Source organism: Sphaerotilus uruguayifluvii (assembly GCF_013294065.1).
GTDB lineage: Bacteria > Pseudomonadota > Gammaproteobacteria > Burkholderiales > Burkholderiaceae_C > Sphaerotilus > Sphaerotilus uruguayifluvii.
In genome coordinates this window covers 61600-77972 of record NZ_JABSNM010000014.1, presented here as the reverse complement: position 1 = coordinate 77972, position 16373 = coordinate 61600, and the positions used below count along the sequence as shown (strand labels likewise).

General features: G+C 69.7%; 15 protein-coding genes. 4 read left to right on the top strand and 11 right to left on the bottom strand.

Annotation, left to right across the window (positions count from 1 at the left end; all coding sequences use genetic code 11):
* Nucleotides 1–203 precede the first annotated feature (203 nt).
* The 6 genes from HNQ01_RS15325 to HNQ01_RS22460 form a co-directional block, all read right to left on the bottom strand.
* The gene (locus HNQ01_RS15325) at nucleotides 204–1268 is read right to left on the bottom strand and encodes a DUF932 domain-containing protein (RefSeq protein WP_173806292.1); all 1065 of its coding nucleotides are present in this window, start codon (nucleotides 1266–1268) and stop codon (nucleotides 204–206) included.
* A 415-nt stretch (nucleotides 1269–1683) separates the two neighbouring features.
* Nucleotides 1684–2760: a DUF7146 domain-containing protein gene (locus HNQ01_RS15320; protein WP_173806291.1), complete on the bottom strand. Its 1077-nt coding sequence runs from the start codon at nucleotides 2758–2760 to the stop codon at nucleotides 1684–1686.
* Nucleotides 2747–4381 (bottom strand): ATP-binding protein, encoded by a 1635-nt coding sequence (locus HNQ01_RS15315; protein WP_173806290.1) that lies wholly within the window; start codon nucleotides 4379–4381, stop codon nucleotides 2747–2749. The genes HNQ01_RS15320 and HNQ01_RS15315 overlap by 14 nt, the downstream gene beginning before the upstream one ends.
* A gap of 108 nt (nucleotides 4382–4489) precedes the next feature.
* A complete protein-coding gene (locus tag HNQ01_RS15310; protein ID WP_173806289.1) occupies nucleotides 4490–4831 on the bottom strand; it encodes a hypothetical protein in 342 nt (113 codons plus the stop codon).
* A gap of 11 nt (nucleotides 4832–4842) precedes the next feature.
* On the bottom strand, nucleotides 4843–5118 hold the full coding sequence (locus HNQ01_RS15305) for a hypothetical protein (protein ID WP_173806288.1): 276 nt from the start codon (nucleotides 5116–5118) through the stop codon (nucleotides 4843–4845).
* A 92-nt stretch (nucleotides 5119–5210) separates the two neighbouring features.
* A complete protein-coding gene (locus HNQ01_RS22460) occupies nucleotides 5211–5849 on the bottom strand; it encodes a hypothetical protein (protein ID WP_286180850.1) in 639 nt (212 codons plus the stop codon).
* Between the two features lie 568 nt (nucleotides 5850–6417).
* Here HNQ01_RS22460 and HNQ01_RS15295 point away from each other — a divergent pair.
* The 4 genes from HNQ01_RS15295 (at nucleotide 6418) to HNQ01_RS15280 (ending at nucleotide 10711) form a co-directional block, all read left to right on the top strand.
* On the top strand, nucleotides 6418–7311 hold the full coding sequence (locus HNQ01_RS15295; protein WP_286180848.1) for a DUF1845 domain-containing protein: 894 nt from the start codon (nucleotides 6418–6420) through the stop codon (nucleotides 7309–7311).
* Between the two features lie 595 nt (nucleotides 7312–7906).
* Nucleotides 7907–8158 carry a helix-turn-helix transcriptional regulator gene (locus HNQ01_RS15290; RefSeq protein ID WP_211286872.1) on the top strand — a complete coding sequence of 84 codons (252 nt, stop codon included), beginning with the start codon at nucleotides 7907–7909 and terminating at the stop codon, nucleotides 8156–8158.
* A 334-nt stretch (nucleotides 8159–8492) separates the two neighbouring features.
* The gene (locus HNQ01_RS15285; RefSeq protein ID WP_104301945.1) at nucleotides 8493–9434 is read left to right on the top strand and encodes a site-specific integrase; all 942 of its coding nucleotides are present in this window, start codon (nucleotides 8493–8495) and stop codon (nucleotides 9432–9434) included.
* A 56-nt stretch (nucleotides 9435–9490) separates the two neighbouring features.
* Nucleotides 9491–10711 carry a DUF1173 family protein gene (locus HNQ01_RS15280; protein WP_104302015.1) on the top strand — a complete coding sequence of 407 codons (1221 nt, stop codon included), beginning with the start codon at nucleotides 9491–9493 and terminating at the stop codon, nucleotides 10709–10711.
* 136 nt (nucleotides 10712–10847) lie between these two features.
* Here HNQ01_RS15280 and HNQ01_RS15275 read toward each other — a convergent pair whose 3' ends face one another.
* From HNQ01_RS15275 to HNQ01_RS15255, 5 genes are all read right to left on the bottom strand, one after another.
* Nucleotides 10848–11165, bottom strand: a complete 318-nt coding sequence (locus HNQ01_RS15275) for a YnfA family protein (RefSeq protein WP_104301946.1) — start codon at nucleotides 11163–11165, stop codon at nucleotides 10848–10850.
* 22 nt (nucleotides 11166–11187) lie between these two features.
* Entirely contained in the window at nucleotides 11188–12204 is a 1017-nt protein-coding gene (locus tag HNQ01_RS15270; RefSeq protein ID WP_353621714.1) for a DMT family transporter, read from the bottom strand.
* A 73-nt stretch (nucleotides 12205–12277) separates the two neighbouring features.
* Nucleotides 12278–12814 carry a hypothetical protein gene (locus HNQ01_RS15265; RefSeq protein ID WP_104301948.1) on the bottom strand — a complete coding sequence of 179 codons (537 nt, stop codon included), beginning with the start codon at nucleotides 12812–12814 and terminating at the stop codon, nucleotides 12278–12280.
* A 5-nt stretch (nucleotides 12815–12819) separates the two neighbouring features.
* Complete coding sequence (locus HNQ01_RS15260) at nucleotides 12820–13206, bottom strand: hypothetical protein (protein WP_104301949.1); 387 nt, start codon at nucleotides 13204–13206, stop codon at nucleotides 12820–12822.
* A gap of 46 nt (nucleotides 13207–13252) precedes the next feature.
* Nucleotides 13253–16372: an efflux RND transporter permease subunit gene (locus HNQ01_RS15255; RefSeq protein ID WP_104301950.1), complete on the bottom strand. Its 3120-nt coding sequence runs from the start codon at nucleotides 16370–16372 to the stop codon at nucleotides 13253–13255.
* Nucleotide 16373 lies beyond the last annotated feature (1 nt).

Below are 16373 nucleotides of genomic sequence, written 5' to 3'. Positions count from 1 at the left end.
GCGCGGGCCTGTGCATCTGCTTACCGAATTGCCACTCGCAAGCCCTGGCGAATTCCGGCGAATGCGTGAGCGCGACCGCATGACTCGATGTGCGGCGTGAACGACGCCCTTGTCGGGGCGCCGTGCAACGTCGGCGCCGGCACGGTCGGCGAACGGGGTTGCCCCCGCTCGCCGTCGTGCCGGACTGCCTGCTCAGGCCGTGCTCAGATCGCTTCGGCCAGGCCCTTCCACTCGGCGGTGCCGAGCTCGATCAGCTTGCCACCCAGCGCCTCGAACTCCGTGGCGCGGTCGTAGTCGTCGATCTCCTGGCTGTAGTGCGTCACCGCATTGACCAGCCCGTAGCCCGAGAGCTCGCCCTCGGTGATCAGATGCCGCAGCACGCCCGAGCGCTCGACATCGTTGAGCGTGTAGCGCTGGGCCAGAACCTCGACCGTCCTCACCGGGTCGCCGACGAGGGGGATCCTCAGCGTCTTCTGCAGCTTCTGCGCCGTCTGCCGGAAGCTCGCCTCCGACACCGCCGCCTGCACCACGTCGCGCACCTTCAGGAAGAAGGCCTTGTCGTCGGCACGCAGGGTGTCGTCCTGGTAGACCTGCAGGCCCTCGTCCTCGGTGCCGAGCGAACGGCCCACGTGCGTCTTGCGCAGCGACCGGTCGGCCGCGATCAGGCCGTTGCGGCAGACCAGCCGGTACAGCAGCGGCTGCACCGACAGCGTGCCCTGGCCGACCTCCGAGTTCGAGATCACCACGCCGGCCTGCACCACGTCGCCCGGCGCCATCTCGTAGGTCAGGCGCGAGGTGATGCACTTCAGGTACATGCGCGTCTCGGTCAGCTCGACCGACTCGAACCGCACGTCGGGCAGCTGCTGCAGGATGGGCAGCACGCTCTCGGCGAGGTCGAAGTTGTCGAGCCGGCGGTAGCGGTCCGAAAGCACGGCGCGCACCTGGCCGTCCAGGGTGCGCAGCATGCGCCGGTCGTCCTCGCTCTGCAGCCAGGTGTTGACGTTGCGGTCCAGCAGCACCGGTTGTTCCTCGCGCATGCGCTCGAAGTACGCGTGCGGGATCTTCAGCTTGTCGGCCAGCTGGCGGCGCGCCAGCGGCGTGACGCCGTAGCGCACCGGGTTGCCGGCTTCGTTGACGATGATGTGCGTCTGGCCGTCGTCCCCGGTGCTGTGATGCACCAGCTGCGACGGCACGATCAGGTCCTTCTTCGAGTGCAGCTGGCGCTCCAGTTCCTGGGCCAGGCTCACGAGGGTACGTCCGCTCTTCATGACTTTCTCCAATCGGGTTGGGGTGGGTGAGAAGCGGGGACGGCACGGCCCACGTCGGGGCACGGGTCCCCGCAGTGGGTTGACGACAACAACTCGCCGCACGCAGCGCGTCCTGGGTGGGATTGGCGATGCATCGGCGAGGCAGGGGCGCGACGTCGGTGACACGGGTGTCGCCATCGGTCGAGCGGGATCTCCAGGGCTGCCTTCGTGGCGCCGGGAGGCGTCACCTGGTCTGGCAGCTACCAGTCGGGAAACGACGAGGGGAGCGCGTCGGCCGCATGGCCGACGGCGCCTGACCTTTTCGCCGGCACCGGAAGGTCGTGGCGCAGGGCATGCGCCGACCCGTCCAGTGCCGCTGAAAAAGCGGGTGCGGCCCGCCGTGGCTCGCCGCACCCCAAGCTTCATGACCTCTGCCTCAGCCACCGAGGGCCACCCGGTTGCCCGAGGCCCGGTCGGCCGACGACGATGCGGTCGCCTGTCCCCGGCCCTGGTCGGGGCCGGTGGCACGCTGGCACCACACATCGGCCCAGTCCGTGCCCGCATGGCGCGGCACGAACACCCGCACCTGGCGCGGGCCGGTGGTCTTCTCCTCCCGCTTCAGCCGCCGCGCGAGCGCGTAGGCGAAGCACTGGCCGGCGAAGTCGCCGCCGGCGTCGTTGTCGGCATAGATGCAGACCTCGCGCACGGTGCTCGGCACCCAGAGCTTCTCCAGGTTGCCGGCGCTGATGCCGGCCCACACGGGCTTGCCGGTAGCCAGGTGCACCGCCAAGGCGGTCTCGATGCCTTCGCACAGCGCGAGCTGTGCGCCGGCATCGAACAGACGCACGGCGGCGCCGTGGATGCCCGCGGAGAGCACCTTCTTCGCGTCGGCTGCGTCGAGCTTTCGGCCGTCGCGCAGGTAGGTCCGGTGCAGCGTCACGGCCTGACCATCCGGCGCCTGGATCATCGCCAGCATGGCCGGGTAGGCCGCGATCTGCCGCGACTTGCCGTCCGCACCCTTCTCGAAGTAGCCGAGCGACGGGTGGAACCGCAGCACCGGCGGATGCCGATTCAGGGTCAGCCCGCGCCCGCGCAGGTAGCGGTCGACTTCGTCGCCGGCCACCACCGGCCGCGCCTCGTCCCAGATGCGCTGCACCAGCCGGCGCATGCGCTCCCCCGGTGCCGCCGGGGCACCGGCTTCGCAGGCAGCCGCCGCCGGCAGGATGCCCAGGCAACGTTCAACCTCGCACAGGGCGGCATGGAAGTCCACGCCCCGCACGGCCTGCAGCAGCTTGAAGCCGCCACCCGGGCCGCATTGCCGGCAGTGGTAGTTGCCCTCGCCGAACTTGTCGGTGTACTGGAAGCGGTCGGTCCCGCCGCAGGACGGGCAGGGCCCGTTGCGGTGCCGGAGGATGCGCTCCTCGATGCCGGCCGCAGCCAGCACCTCGCTCCAGCGGCCGTGCGCGCGCTGCTTCACAGCGTCGATGCGGGCCGCGTAGTCAGCGTCCTGCATGGGCTCCTCCGCCTGCGGCTGCGTGGTCGACCAGATCGACGGTGTGCCCGGGGGCGAGACCCACACCCACCGTCAGCTGGAAGGTCTTGCCGTGCAGCAGCGGGTACTTGCCCAGCCGCAGGGACTGCAGCAGCGAGTCCAGCGTCTGCACCGGGTCCACCGCCCGCAGCAGGCGCAGCAGATCGGCCAGCGCGTCACGGTCGGCGTCGCGGTCGGCATCCAGGAACTGGTCGTGCTCGTCGGTGAACGAGGACAGCTGTTCCACTGGCGCGCCCGACGTCTCGCCGTCGGGGATGTACAGGTTGCCGTCGTGGCAGACCCCGGCGTCGCTGACCAGCGTCTCGTCGTCGCCGACGCGCAGGCGAACCTTCTCGCAGAGGATGACCGTGGGCCAGACCCAGCGGCCCTCCAGCGCCGTGCGCAGCTTTTCGCCCACCGGCGTCACGCGCTGACCCTCTTCCTCGAGGAAGCGGACGTGGCGCATCACCCAGTGGTCGGCATGCACGCCGATCCAGTCGAACACCAGCCACCCGCGGGCGCGCGCCATCATCCAGCGCGGCGCGTTGTCGTCGCCCACGTCGTCCAGGGCCACCAGCTGCACGGCCCCCGACTCGATGGCCTCGCGCGAGGGCGCGGTCGGTACCGGCGTCAGATGGCGGCGCTCGCCATGCTCCACCTGCACCGGGTAGCCCGACACCAGGCTGCACAGCTCGGCCGGCAGGGTGCCGAGGTCGTTCAGCAGGTCGAGGTGCCCCCAGCCGCGCATGACGCCGTAGTAGGTGTCGATGAAGTGGCGCGGCGGCAGTTCGGCCTTGGCGATCTCCAGCGTGCGCCGCCAGCAGGCCTTCAGCTCGGTGTCGATGCGCTGGCGCTGCACGTCCTCGTCGATCAGGCGGTCGCGGTCCGGCAGGCGCGCCATGAACTGGCGCGAGTCCAGGTGCACGACATTCACGTCCTCGCGTGTGGACCAGGCCGGCCGCAGCACGCAGAAACCCTGCAGGAACACCCAGGTGTCGTGGGTGTACCGGCCGTCGCGCGTGCCCGCGAGGTGCACGGCGCCGATGGCGCTGGCCTGGGTGGCCAGGTGGGCCTCGGCCATGGCGCGCTTGAGCGGCTCGCCGTTGAACCACACCGGCACCGGAAACCCGGCGCACAGTTCTTCGACGCGCTGCGCAAGGTCCGGCAGGTCGACGCCGTGCAGCTCGACCCGGGTGCCTGTCACCGCGTCATCCAGGGGGCGCTCCTCGACCTCGACGAGTGCCTTGGCCAGTGCAGCCGCGGTGTCGATGTCGACGCGGCGCCGGCCCGAGGCCACCACGCAGCGCGAGGCGGCGTACAGGCACTTCGAGAACCCGACGCCGAAGGGGCGCTCCTGCGTGCAGGTGTCGGCGTCCCAGCCCGACTCGTGGAAGCTGAGCAGCTTCTGGAAGTCGTCCAGGCCGTGGCCGTCGTCCTGCACGGTCAGGATCTGTGCCTGCGGATCGTGGTCGATCCGGATCAGGCGGGCGCCGGCACGGCGCGCGTTCTGCAGCAGCTCGGACACCAGGGTGAACCGGTTGCTGAAGGCATGGCGCTGGTTGCGCAGCGCGCCTTCTTCGTTGATGCGGACTTGGATCTTCATCGTTGACTCCTTCGGGGGCATCCCGATCGCGGGAAGAACCGGCGGAGGCACCCCTGGCGGGATGCACCCGCCGGGGTGTGTGGGCCGGTCAGCGCGTATCGGTGCCCATCAGGGCGTCGTGCGGACCGGAGGGGTGAACAACTGGCCGGCGGCCTGCGCCTCGACGAGGCTGTGCTCCAGGAACTCCCAGAGCTGCAGGTGCTGGCGACTCAGGACCTCGCCGTGGTGGCCGAGGCGCTCGACCACCGGCCCGGCGGCATGACCACCGGATTCGGTGAGCGGCTGCCAGTGGACGCGGTAGACGAGCCGGTCGGCACCGGCGATGACGAAGGTGCGGCCGGACCGACCGGTCAGCACTTCGCTCTCCTTGACGAGGTACTCGATGTCCTCGGGCGCCTGCACGGACAGCAGGCGCACGCGGCCGGGAACCAGGCGTGCATCGGTGTGCATGGCGGCTCCCCTCAGTGCCGGGTCAGCCGCATGGGTTGGTCCGACGCAGCGTCCGGGACGCAGGGCGCCTCCGGACGGGCGCCCTCGATGGGGCGGGCCACCGGCGGGTGCCCGGTGGGTCCCACTTCCGGGAGGGTGTTGTCGCCTGCGAGCGGCAGGATGCAGTCGGCGCCGACCTGCGGCCGGACTTGCTCGATCAGCAGGGCGTCTTCGTAGTCCATGCGCCCGGTGATGCCGTAGGCGACGACGATCGCCAGCAGGCAGAGGGCTTCCTTGAACGTGAGCATGGTGAGTTCCTTCGAACGGATGGGCGCGTGCCGCCGCGGCCTGACCGGATCGGTCGGCGCGGCCCGAGGCACGGCGCCCGGGGTGGGCGTGATCACGCGAACAGGTCGCCCTGCACGGACATCTGCTTGAGCTGCTCGTTGATCCACTGGGGATTGCGGGTCAGCCGGGCCTCGACCCATTCGGGGTGGGTCGCCACGGCCTCGCGCACCCAGTCGGGGTAGCGGGCCAGCGTCGCGTGCAACCAGGGCCGCAGGCCATGGCGGATGCGCTCGCGAACCACCTCGGCGTCCACGAGTCCGCAGTACGGGATCGGCGACAGCGGGCTGCAGCCGACCACGCGCAGGCAGTTCACGAACGAGAACGGCAGGCCGTCCTTCTCGCGTTCGGTGAACACCCAGCGCAGGGTGTCCAGCTTCTCCTCCAGCGGCGTGGCCGGATCGGCCAGGTGCCGGATCTCCTGCAGCAGGCGCCAGTGCAGCAGGACGATGTCGTCCTCGCTCCACTCCTCCACCCACTCTTCGCGGGTGCTGCCCGGTGCGCCGATGGCGCTGTCGGCGATGTCTGCGCCGGCATCGTCCTGGAGATCCAGGCCGGCCGGGATGTCGAACGAGGCGTCGATGACGAACGGGGTCGTCGTCGAGCCGAGTCGGGCTCGGTCTGCGTCGACGCTTGCCGTGCGTGGCGGGCCGACGGGGGCGCCGGCCTGACGGCAGGCATTGGTGCTGTGCATCGTGGACTCCTTGGATGGGAAGGGAGACCACGTGCACCCCGTGGCGGGGGCGTGGGCCCCCATGCGGGTGACGGTTGGGTGATGTGGCCCCGGCCGCCTTGCGGGCGGGGCCTGGAACTCCAGGGCTGACAGGGTTCAGTGGCGCGCGCGAGCGCGGTGATCGGTGTCAGCGTCCGATCGGGGGGACATCAGCGAGAACGGGACGAGCCCGGGAGGCAAGGGCGCGGTCGGTGCGGCGCTCGAGTGGATGCGCTCGGCACCGGGTCGCAGCCCTTGCCTCGAAGGCCCGGCCTGAGGCGAATGCCCCGGCGTGCCTGATCGCTTGCGCGGTCCTCGGCACGGCGATGCACAGGGGCACCCGACGGAGCGACACCGCAACGGGTGTCCCCCATCGGTGGGGCGTGCATCACCGCGATTCGATCGTCCCCACGGGTGCCTGTGCGACCTGCACGGGCACCCACGCGGGGGATCAGTTCAGGAAGTCTCCAAGGCTTGCCGAGTCTGGATGCAGGGCCAGCTGCTGCATGGCGCAAAGGTAGGTCGCCGGTTCCGCCCGGTCAATGGGCCGATGCCCGTCGCCACGCAACTGATCGCGAAAGCGCCCCGAGGTGCCGGGGCTTTCGCGTGGCAAAGGGCCGTGCACGTTCGGAAGATGCCATCGACCCCGTTGTCAGCACAAGGAGCCGCGGGCATGGCCAATGTCGAGATCGTGAAGGTGGACCAGGGCGGCGCCAACGCCCGCATCCTGGCCCGCGAAGCCAAGGTCGACTTCCGTCGCGTCGAGGCGGCCAGCCTCAAGATCGCCACGCGGTTCAGCAGTGCCGAGGGCAAGCGCATGTTCGTGCGCATGTTCAACACCCTGCAGCTGAACATGCATTTCATCTCGGTCATCGCCCGCACCCGGCTCGACCACGAGGACATCGGCAGGATCGAGACGGCGCTGCGCGGCAGGATCGATGCCGCCACCGCCAGCCTGAACGAGGCCATCGATGGCGCCGAGGCGCTGTTCAAGGCCCACGGCATCACCAGCCTGGCGTCCTACGACACGGTGCCGCTGGACGTGGACGTGCGCGTGCTGTCGTCGATCAGCCGCCGATTCCTGGAGGTGCTGGTCAAGCTCGACCAGCTGATGCCGCTGCTGCAGACGCTGGAGATCCACGAGGTGGTGTCGGCGCAGGCGGTGGACACGCAGCGTGCGGGGCTCAAGCGCCAGGTGCGCGACATCGCCAACGGTGCGCGCAGCTTTGCGACGGGCCTGCGGCGGCGCATGAACGCGCTCGATGCGCGTGCCGTTTCGCCCGACGATGCCGAAGGTCCTGACGATGCGCACGGTGCCGCCATCGGCGAAGTCGTCGATTCGACGACCAGGGCACCGGACGGACCCGCAGATCCCTCACCGTCAGCGGGCCGCGACGTGGAGCTGCTGCCTGCGCCGGCGGCAGTCGCTGCGGTGGCAGAGTAGGCGGTGGAGTTGCAGGCAGTCCGATGTCTCTCCCAAGCGGCGGCGCCCACCGACGCTTGCGCGGGCAATCGGCGCGGGCGTGTTGCCCGTGAGCGGTGCGGACGCTACCGTGTGTCCAGGCCGTGGGCTGCCCGAAGAGGCATATCGGCGCCACCGTAGCGCCGATCACCCGTTCAACGGGCGAATCGCCCCGGGCCTCCACCCGCATCGGGTGGCGTCGCAGTCGATACCTGCCTCGTCCAACGTCGGCACGCTGCCTCCGGCGTGCCGGCCAGTTCCGGCGGACCCGCCGCGCCCGGCTCGGCGACCGAACGCACCCGGTGCCGGACTCGGCCCTCCGCGGCATCGAACGCGCGGACCCGCACCGCATGGCGGCCGGCATGCACCCCCAAGGGGGTGGCGATCGAATCACACCGAAGGGGGCCCTCGGCAGGGGCCCTCTTCGGAAGGCATCTTCATCCACCGCGCGAACGGAACGCCCGCGGTGGTCCAGGAGTCGAGCGTTCCCGGGCGGCTGGCGCGTTTCCTGACCGAGCGCCGTCGTCGCAGAGCAGGTCATGACCTTTGCCGGCTGCATGCCGATGAGAGGCCGATCATGCCCCGCGTTCCTGTTCCCGCCGCCCCGTCGGCGGATTCCCCGGCCGCGCCGCCCAGCGCCGCGCTGCCGGACACCGGCTTCCTGCGCCAGCCGCAGGTGCTGTCCTTCGTCCCCATCTCCAAGTCCACCCTGTGGCGGCGCGTGCATGCGCGAACGTTTCCGGAGCCCGTGAAGCTCTCCGAGCGCGTGACCGTCTGGCGCGCCGAGGACATCCGCCGCTGGATCGAGCAGCAGGGGGTTGCGTCATGACGCACCTGGAAAGGCGACGGACGCATCGCGCTGCACGCGGTAACGCCTCGGCAACACGCCGGCACGCATGCCCGGGCACATTGAAGCCGCAACGCGGTCAGGCGAGGTCTCGCCGCGGCCGCGAACGCGACAGCGCCTGGCGTGTATCGGCCGCGAAACGACTGGTCACACGGGAGTCGCAGGTTCGCGCGTTAGACGTGGGGATGCCATGCATGTGCTCGGGCCGTGCGTGGTCCATTCCGTCGACATCGAGGAAGCGATTGGCGCGAAGCGACCACACCGCCGCGCCCGGCCAGCGTCCTTCGGTGATTCCGTCGTCCAGGGAGTAACAACAATGGAAGACGATCCGGAAGCCGCCGGCGATCGCCGGCAGACCTTGCAGACGATCCAGATGCTGCGCGAGGTGATCGACGGCGATCCCTACGCGACCGTGGCGCAGCGATGGGGGCTGTCGCGTTCGGCCGTCGACCGGCGCATCAAGGGGCTCGCGGTGCAGCTCACGCAGGCAGTGGGCGTCGATGGCCTGCAGGAGAGCGGCGCCGCCTTCGTGAAGCGCCTTCGCATGCACCGGGACGCGATCCTCCAGGCACTGGAGCACTTCGACCCGACGCAGGTGAGCTCCCAGCGCGAAGCCCGTGTGCTCAATCCCGATGAGGTCGATCTCGGGGCGCGCCGCGTGCGCAGCCGATCCACGCGGCCGCTGCACGACCTGGCGCTCTACTACCTGCCCTTCGCGACCGGTCTGCGCCCGCTGGAGGTCGCGCGCCTGACGGTGGGCGACTACCTGCTGGAGGACGGCAGCGTGCGGCGAGAGTCGAGGGTGCGCGCCGATGTCGCGATCAACGGCAGGGACCGACCGCTGTTCTTCAACCACCGCCGTCTCGACGAGGCGCTCGGCGCCTATCTCGACGAGCGGGTCCGTGCCGGCCATGGTCTCGGCGCCGCCGAGCAGTGGCGCGGCCTGGATCGGCACGGCCCGCTGTTCCTGGGCGCTGAGGGCGAGGTCTATCCGATCACGCCGAACGGCGGCGAGGGCCAGAACCGCTACGTCTGCCGTCCCCTGCTGGAGATCTACCGCAAGATCTTCCGCCAGGCCGACATACCCGGTCTGTGCACGCAGTCGGCGCGGCTGACCCTGATGTCGCGGATGTACGAACGCGGCGCCGACGAGGACCAGGTCGGGCTGGTGCTGGGCATCGCCGATCGAAGTGCCGTGCGCGAGCAGCTGCCGAGGCCGCGACCCGAGCTGGCCAAGGTGCTCGAGGAGCTGGCATGACACGGCGCGCCCGCTGAAGGGCTGCAACGGCGATGGAGTCGGGGAAGGAGTCGGGGGTGGACGGGCAGCGCTTTGCGATCGGTGGGCGCGTGGTCGACGCCGACGACCCGCAGCTGCAGGACCTGCTGGCTCAGGCCTACGAGGCGCCGGGCCGGCCGCGCTGCCTGTGCGTGGCAGGCGGCGTCGAGATGTACGTCGCCTTCCATCGCCACTTCCAGATCAAGCGCATGCCCGAGACCGGGGACCGGCACCACCCCGCCTGCCCGAGCTACGAGCCGGGGCCTGCGATGTCGGGCCTGGGCGAACTGGTCGGCGATGCCGTTGTCCAGCTGGATCCGGCACGGGTGGAACTGCACGTGGACTTCCCGTGGGCGCGTGTACCCGGGCGGCCTGGGGTGAGCCGCGAGCCTGCCGAGCCGTCGGAGGTCGGCCGCACCCGTCGCCGGATGAGCCTGCGGGCGCTGATGCACTTCCTGTTCGAGCGGGCCGGCTTCAACCGCTGGTCACCGGGCATGGCCGGGAAGCGCAACCAGGCGGTGCTTCACAAGTACCTGATGCACGCCGCCGAGGCGGTCCAGGTGAAGGGCGAGCCGCTGTCGAACCGGCTGTACGTGCCGGAAGCCTTCAGCGAGTCTGCGAAGGCCGAGCAGGCCGACCGGCGCCGTGCCCGGCTGTCGGTGCTGCAGCCGCATGACGGGCGTCAGCCGCTGGCGGTGGTTCTGGGCGAGTTCAAGGGCTGGGAGTCGACGCCCGCAGGCGCGCGCATCTGGATCCGCCACATGCCGGACGCACCCTTGCTGGCAGACGCGCGGACCTGGGCGCGGGTGCAGCGCGGTTTCGCGCCGCTCTTCGAGGCGCTCGACTCGGACGGAGGGCGAGGGCTGCGTCTGATGCTGGCGGCGCTGATCCGGGCACGCCGAGAGCACACCTACGAGATCGACCTCGCCAGCCTGATGCTGACCAGCGAGGAGTGGATTCCGCTGGAGGGTGTGCACGAGGCGCCGCTAGTTCGAGCGCTGGTGGCGCAGGGACGGCGGTTCGTGAAGCCCATGCGATACGACGCTCGGACGGCCGCCGGGTTCGCGAACGCCATCCTGCTGGATGTGGGAGCAGAACCGGTGCCTTTGCACGTGCTGAGTGCGTTCATGACGCCGATCGCGGCACAGGAAAAGCGCAGGGCTGTCGCACAGGCGGGCGGTCGCTCATGGGTGTGGTCAACTGAAGTCCCGATGCCTCGCCTGCCTGAAGCCACTGCGCGAGTGGAGTCCGAGATCTGATCCGACGCTCCGCAGGCCTGGATCGAAGACTTCACGAGGACCGTACGCCCTCACGGCCAGGATCCGTTGGTCATCGCCGATCCTGGCAGCGGACCTTCGCTGCACGCAGGCCGGCTCGCCTGGCGAGGGCCAGCCGTCAGCGCGGCTGGAACATGATGATGCCCATGCCTGTCAGCGCGACCGCCACGCCGGCGACGTCCCAAAGGGTCGGACGGATCCCGTCCACGGCCCACAACCACGCCAGCGCTACCGCGATGTAGACGCCACCGTAGGCGGCATAGACGCGGCCGGCGGCGGTCTCGTGCAGCGTCAGCAGCCACGCGAACAACGCCAGGCTGGCGCCCGCCGGCAGCAGCAGCCAGATGCTGCGTCCCTGCTTGAGCCACAGGTAAGTCAGGTAGCAGCCGACGATCTCGGCCAGCGCGGTGGCCAGGAACAGGGCAAGGGTCTTCATGGCGCTGGAGTGAGGCCGGCAATCAGTGGGAGTGCCGGTGGTGCTCGTCCGGGAAATGCGAGTGCAGGTGTGTCAGCGGGTCGTGCCGGTGGCGATGCGTGTGGCGCGCGGGCACCGGCTCGTCGGGCGCGTGGTGCTGGTGATGCACGTCATGCTCATGCTCGTGGTCATGCTCCATCGCCTCGTGCGTGTGCGGGTGGGCGTGCCGCTCGCTGAGGTGCAGCCACACGCCCAGCGCCATCAGCGCGCCCGCGACCAGCAGGGCCGGCGTCACGGGCTCGCCGAGCCAGACCACGGCGAGCAACGCCCCGAAGAACGGCGCCACCGAGAAGTACGCGCCTGTGCGCGCCGTGCCCAGGTGACGCAGCGCGACGACGAACAGGGTCAGGCTGATGCCGTAGGCGAAGAAGCCCAGCACCGCCGAGCCCAGCAAAGCGCCTGGCGCGGGCAGGCTCGCCCCCAGCGTCAAGGCGATGACGAGGTTCACGCTGCCCGCAGCCAGGCCCTTGACCATCGCCACCCAGGTGGCATCGGCCAGCGACACCTTGCGCGTCAGGTTGTTGTCCAGGCCCCAGGCCAGGCAGGCGCCGAGGACCGCAAGCGCCGGCCAGACACTGCCGATGCGCGCCTCGCCGGGCCAACTCAGCACGACCGCGCCGGCCACGATCGCCACCATGCCGAGTGCGATGCGCCGGTCGAAGTTCTCCTTGAACGCGAACCACGCCAGCAGCGCGGTGAACACGCCTTCGGCATTGAGCAGCAGCGAGGCGCCCGAGGCCGGCATGCCCGACAGCCCGAACATCAGCAGCACCGGCCCGACGACGCCGCCGGCCAGCACGGCGCCCGCCAGCCAGGGCCATTCACCCCGCTCCAGGCGCGCCGATGGCGAGCGCCGCACGAACCGCAGCAGCATCAATCCCAGCCCGGAACCCAGATAGAGCAGGCCGGCGAGCATCCACGGCCCCACACCCGTCAGCAGTGCCTTGGCCAGCGGCGCGCTCGCGCCGAAGAGCGCTGCGGCCAGCAGCGCAGCGCCCACGCCGGCCGGCAGCGGGCGAGCGGCGGGATCTGGATCGGTCTCGGGCGAAGTCACACGAACAGTATGGCGCCCATCAGCGAACCGACACGTCGGCCACCAGGCGTGACTTGAATGCCCGTTCGCGCGTGGCAGTCTCGGGCTCGGTTACCCAGCCGTAGCTGCTCTTCCACGACCAGACCACCCCTTCGATCCTGACGAATCGCACCTCGCCGGCCCGTCCCTCGACGGTGGTCGTCTGGCGCTGGCCGTCGAACTCGAAGGCGATGGGGTGTCGGCCCGGCTTGAACCGGAACCGCACCATCGTGTTCGGAAGCGTCTCGACAGCCGCGGCGCTGCCGCCCTGAACGATGACGAAGTTGGACCCGTCCGCCCAGTTGCGCCGCACCACGTACACGGTCAGCGCGTCGGAATCCGGCGTGAAGCGTTTGGCTGCCGCGTCGGCGTCGAGGCTCGGAACTGGCGCCTTGGTGCAGGCGATGATCCGTCCCTTGTTGGTCTTGTGGCAGTACGGCACTTCGGCCGTCGGGTTGGGTGGCGGTGGCGTCGCGCAGCCGGCCAGCAGGCCGGCCGCGACGAGCGCGGAAACCACCAGGAGTCGGTGGGTGCTCATGGCTGTCACTTCAAGGTGAACCGCGCGGTGGCCGGCTTGCCGTTGACCGTCACCACGGCGACCGCCTTGGTGCCCGGGCCGACCTTGAAGCTGCCGGTGGCCTCCAGCTTGTCGCCGGCCGGCTTCAGTTCGACCTCCTGCTTCTCGGTGCCGGTCAACAGCGTCACCTTCGCGCTGGCCTTGGAGACGTCGGCCGCCTTGCCGTGGTCGCGCAGGTACAGCTGGATCGCCGTGGGCTTGGCGACGAGTTCGTAGTCCATGTCCTTGACCTCGACGACCACGCCGCCGTGCATCGGCTTGTGCTCGTGGGCATGGTCGTGCTTCTCGCCGGCCGCATGGACGGTGCCGGCAGCAGCCAGGGCGACGGAGGCGATGAGGGTGTGCATCTTCATGGGAGTCCTTTCAGGTTGGGTGCGGGGTTGGGTGGGGGAACGGGTGTCAGAGCGCTTCGGCGTCCTTGTCGTCCATCAGCGCTTCGGCGCTCTTGCGGCCGAAGAGCCAGAACATCGCGGGCGTGAGGAAGGTGTCGAGCAGCGTCGAGCTGATCAGGCCGGAGAAGATCACCACGGCCACCGGGTGCAGCACCTCGGTGCCGGGGCGCTCGGCCTCGAAGAGCAGCGGTGCCAGCGCGAAGGCTGTCACCAGGGCTGTCATCAGCACGGGGCTCAGCCGCTCGAGCGAGCCGCGCACGATCATCTTCGTGTCGAAGGTCTCGCCCTCGAAGCGCATCAGGTTGATGTAGTGGCTGACCTTGAGGATGCCGTTGCGCACCGAGATGCCGGCCAGCGTGATGAAGCCCACCAGTGCGGCCACGCTCAGCGGCTGGCCCGACAGCCACAGCCCGATCACCGCGCCGACCAGCGCGAGCGGGATGTTCACCATGATCAGCGCCGACAGCGTCGTGGACTTGTAGCGGCTGTACAGCACCACGAACATCAGCACCAGCGACACGATGGACAGCAGCCCGACCAGGCGGGACGCCTCCTCCTGCGCCTGGAACTGGCCGCCCAGGGTGATGAAGTAGCCCTCGGGCAGCTTCGTCTCCGCCACGACCTTGCGGATGTCGGTGACGATCTCCGACAGCGCGCGCCCCGACGCATTGGCCGATAGCACGATGCGCCGCTTGCCGTCGTCGCGGCTGATCTGGTTGGGGCCGTCGCCGTCCTCGATGGTCGCCACCTTGGACAGCGGGATGCGCCCTGTCGGCGTCTCGATCAGGATCTGGCTGAGGCCCTCGATCGAACGCGCCGACTCCGGCAGCTTGACCACCAGCGCGAAGCGCCGACCGCCCTCGACGATCTGCGTGACCTTCTCGCCCTCGACCAGCGCCTGCAGCGTGGCCAGCACCTGAGGTGCCGGCAGGCCGTACTGCGCCGCGGCGGCGTAGTCCACCCGCACCTTGATCTGCGGCGCCAGCACCTGCTTCTCGATCTGCAGGTCGGCGATGCCGGGAATCGACGCCAGCTTCGCTCGCAGCGCGTCGGCCTGGCCGCGCAGGGCGTCGAGGTCCTCGCCATAGATCTTGATCGCGATCTGCGAGCGCACGCCCGAGAGCATGTGGTCGATGCGGTGCGAGATGGGCTGGCCGATCTCGATGGCCGCGGGCAGGTTGGCCAGCTTCGCGCGGATGTCGGCCTTCACCGCGTCCATCGATCGGGTCAGCTCGGCAGTGGGCACGATGCCGACATCCAGTTCGCTGACGTGCACGCCCTCGGCGTGCTCGTCGAGCTCGGCCCGGCCGCTGCGCCGTCCGACGTGCGTGACCTCCGGCACCTGGCTCACCAGGATCTCCGCCTGCCTCGCCAGTGCCGAGCTCTCCGTCAGCGTCACGCCCGGGTTCAGGCGCAGGCCGATGAGCAGCGTGCCTTCGTTGAACGGCGGCAGGAAGGTGGTCGGGAAGAACGGCACCGCCACGGCGGCCGCAACCACGGCCACGCCCGCCGCGGCCAGGGCCGCCTTCGGCCGGTTCAGCACGCCCTCCAGGCTGTTTCGGTAACGGGCCTTGAGCCAGGCCAGCACCTTGGTGTCGCCATGGTCGAGGTTCTTCATCCGCGGCAGCAGGTAAAAGCTGAGCACCGGCGTGACCGTCACCGACACCACCAGCGAGGCCAGCGTCGAGACGATGAAGGCGATGCCCAGCGGCACGAACAGCTTGCCCTCCAGCCCCGGCAGCGCGAACAGCGGGATGAAGACGAGCACGATGATCACGGTCGCGTACAGGATCGCCGAGCGCACCTCCATCGTGGCGTGCGACACCACCTCGATCGGGTGCAGGCGGCTGTTGGGGTGCTTGGCGCGGTCCTCCTTCAGGCGGCGCAGCACGTTCTCGACGCCGACGACCGCGTCGTCGACCAGGCCGCCGATGGCAATTGCAAGTCCGCCCAGCGTCATCGTGTTGATCGACAGCCCGAAGTAGCGGAAGACCAGTGCGGTGATGAAGATCGACACCGGGATGGCCGTCAGCGCGATGATGGTCGGCCGCAGCGTGCCGAGGAAGAAGAACAGGATCACCGCGACGAACACCGACGCGCCGATCAGCTTGCCCTGCAGGGTGGTGATCGAGGTCTCGATGAAGCTGGCCTGCCGGAAGGTGACCCGTGGTGCCTCCATGCCCGCGGGCAGCGACGCCTTCAGGCCCGTCAGCGCTTCCTCGATCGACCTGGTGAGCGCGATCGTGTCCGCGGTCGGCTGCTTCTGGATGCCCAGGATCACCGCCGGCTTGCCCTCGTAGCCGGCATCGCCACGCTTGATCGCTGCCGCGAACGTGACCTCGGCGATCTGCCGCAGCAGGATCGGCTGGCCGTTGTTGGCGCCGAGCGCGAGGTTGCTCAGGTCGTCCAGGCGCGAGGTTCGGCCGAGGTTGCGGATCAGGTACTCGCGTCCGTTCAGTTCCAGGAAGCCGCCGGACGTGTTGGCGGAGAAGCCCTTGAGCGCGGCCTCGAGCTGGTCGTGCGTGATGCCGAGCTCGGCCATGCGGGCCGTGTTCGGCTGCACCTGGAACTGGCGCACCTCTCCGCCGATGGGGATGACCTGCGCGACGCCCGGCACCGACAGCAGCCGCGGCCGCAGCACCCAGTCCGCGTACTCGCGCACCGCCATCGGGCTGATCTTCTGCGGATCGACGGGAATCGCGATCTGCATGATCTCGCCCATGATCGAGCTGATCGGGCCCATGCGCGGCACCACGCCTTCGGCGATGCCTTCCTCCATCGACGCGAGGCGCTCGGCCACGAGCTGCCGGGCGCGGAAGATGTCGGTGTTCCAGTCGAAGGTGACGTAGAGGAAGGAGAGTCCTGCCGACGAGGTGGAGCGGACGCTCTCCACGCCGGGCAGCCCGTTCATCGTCGTCTCGAGCGGGAAGGTGATGAGCTGTTCCACCTCCTCGGCGGCCATGCCGCCGGCCTCGGTCATGATCGTGACCGTGGGCTTGTTGAGATCGGGGAAGACGTCCACCGGTGTTCGCGACAGGGTGAACGCGCCATAGGCCATCAGCACGACGCTGGCGATGATCACCAGCAGCCGGTTCGTCAGGCTGTTGTCGAGGAGCCACTTGAACATT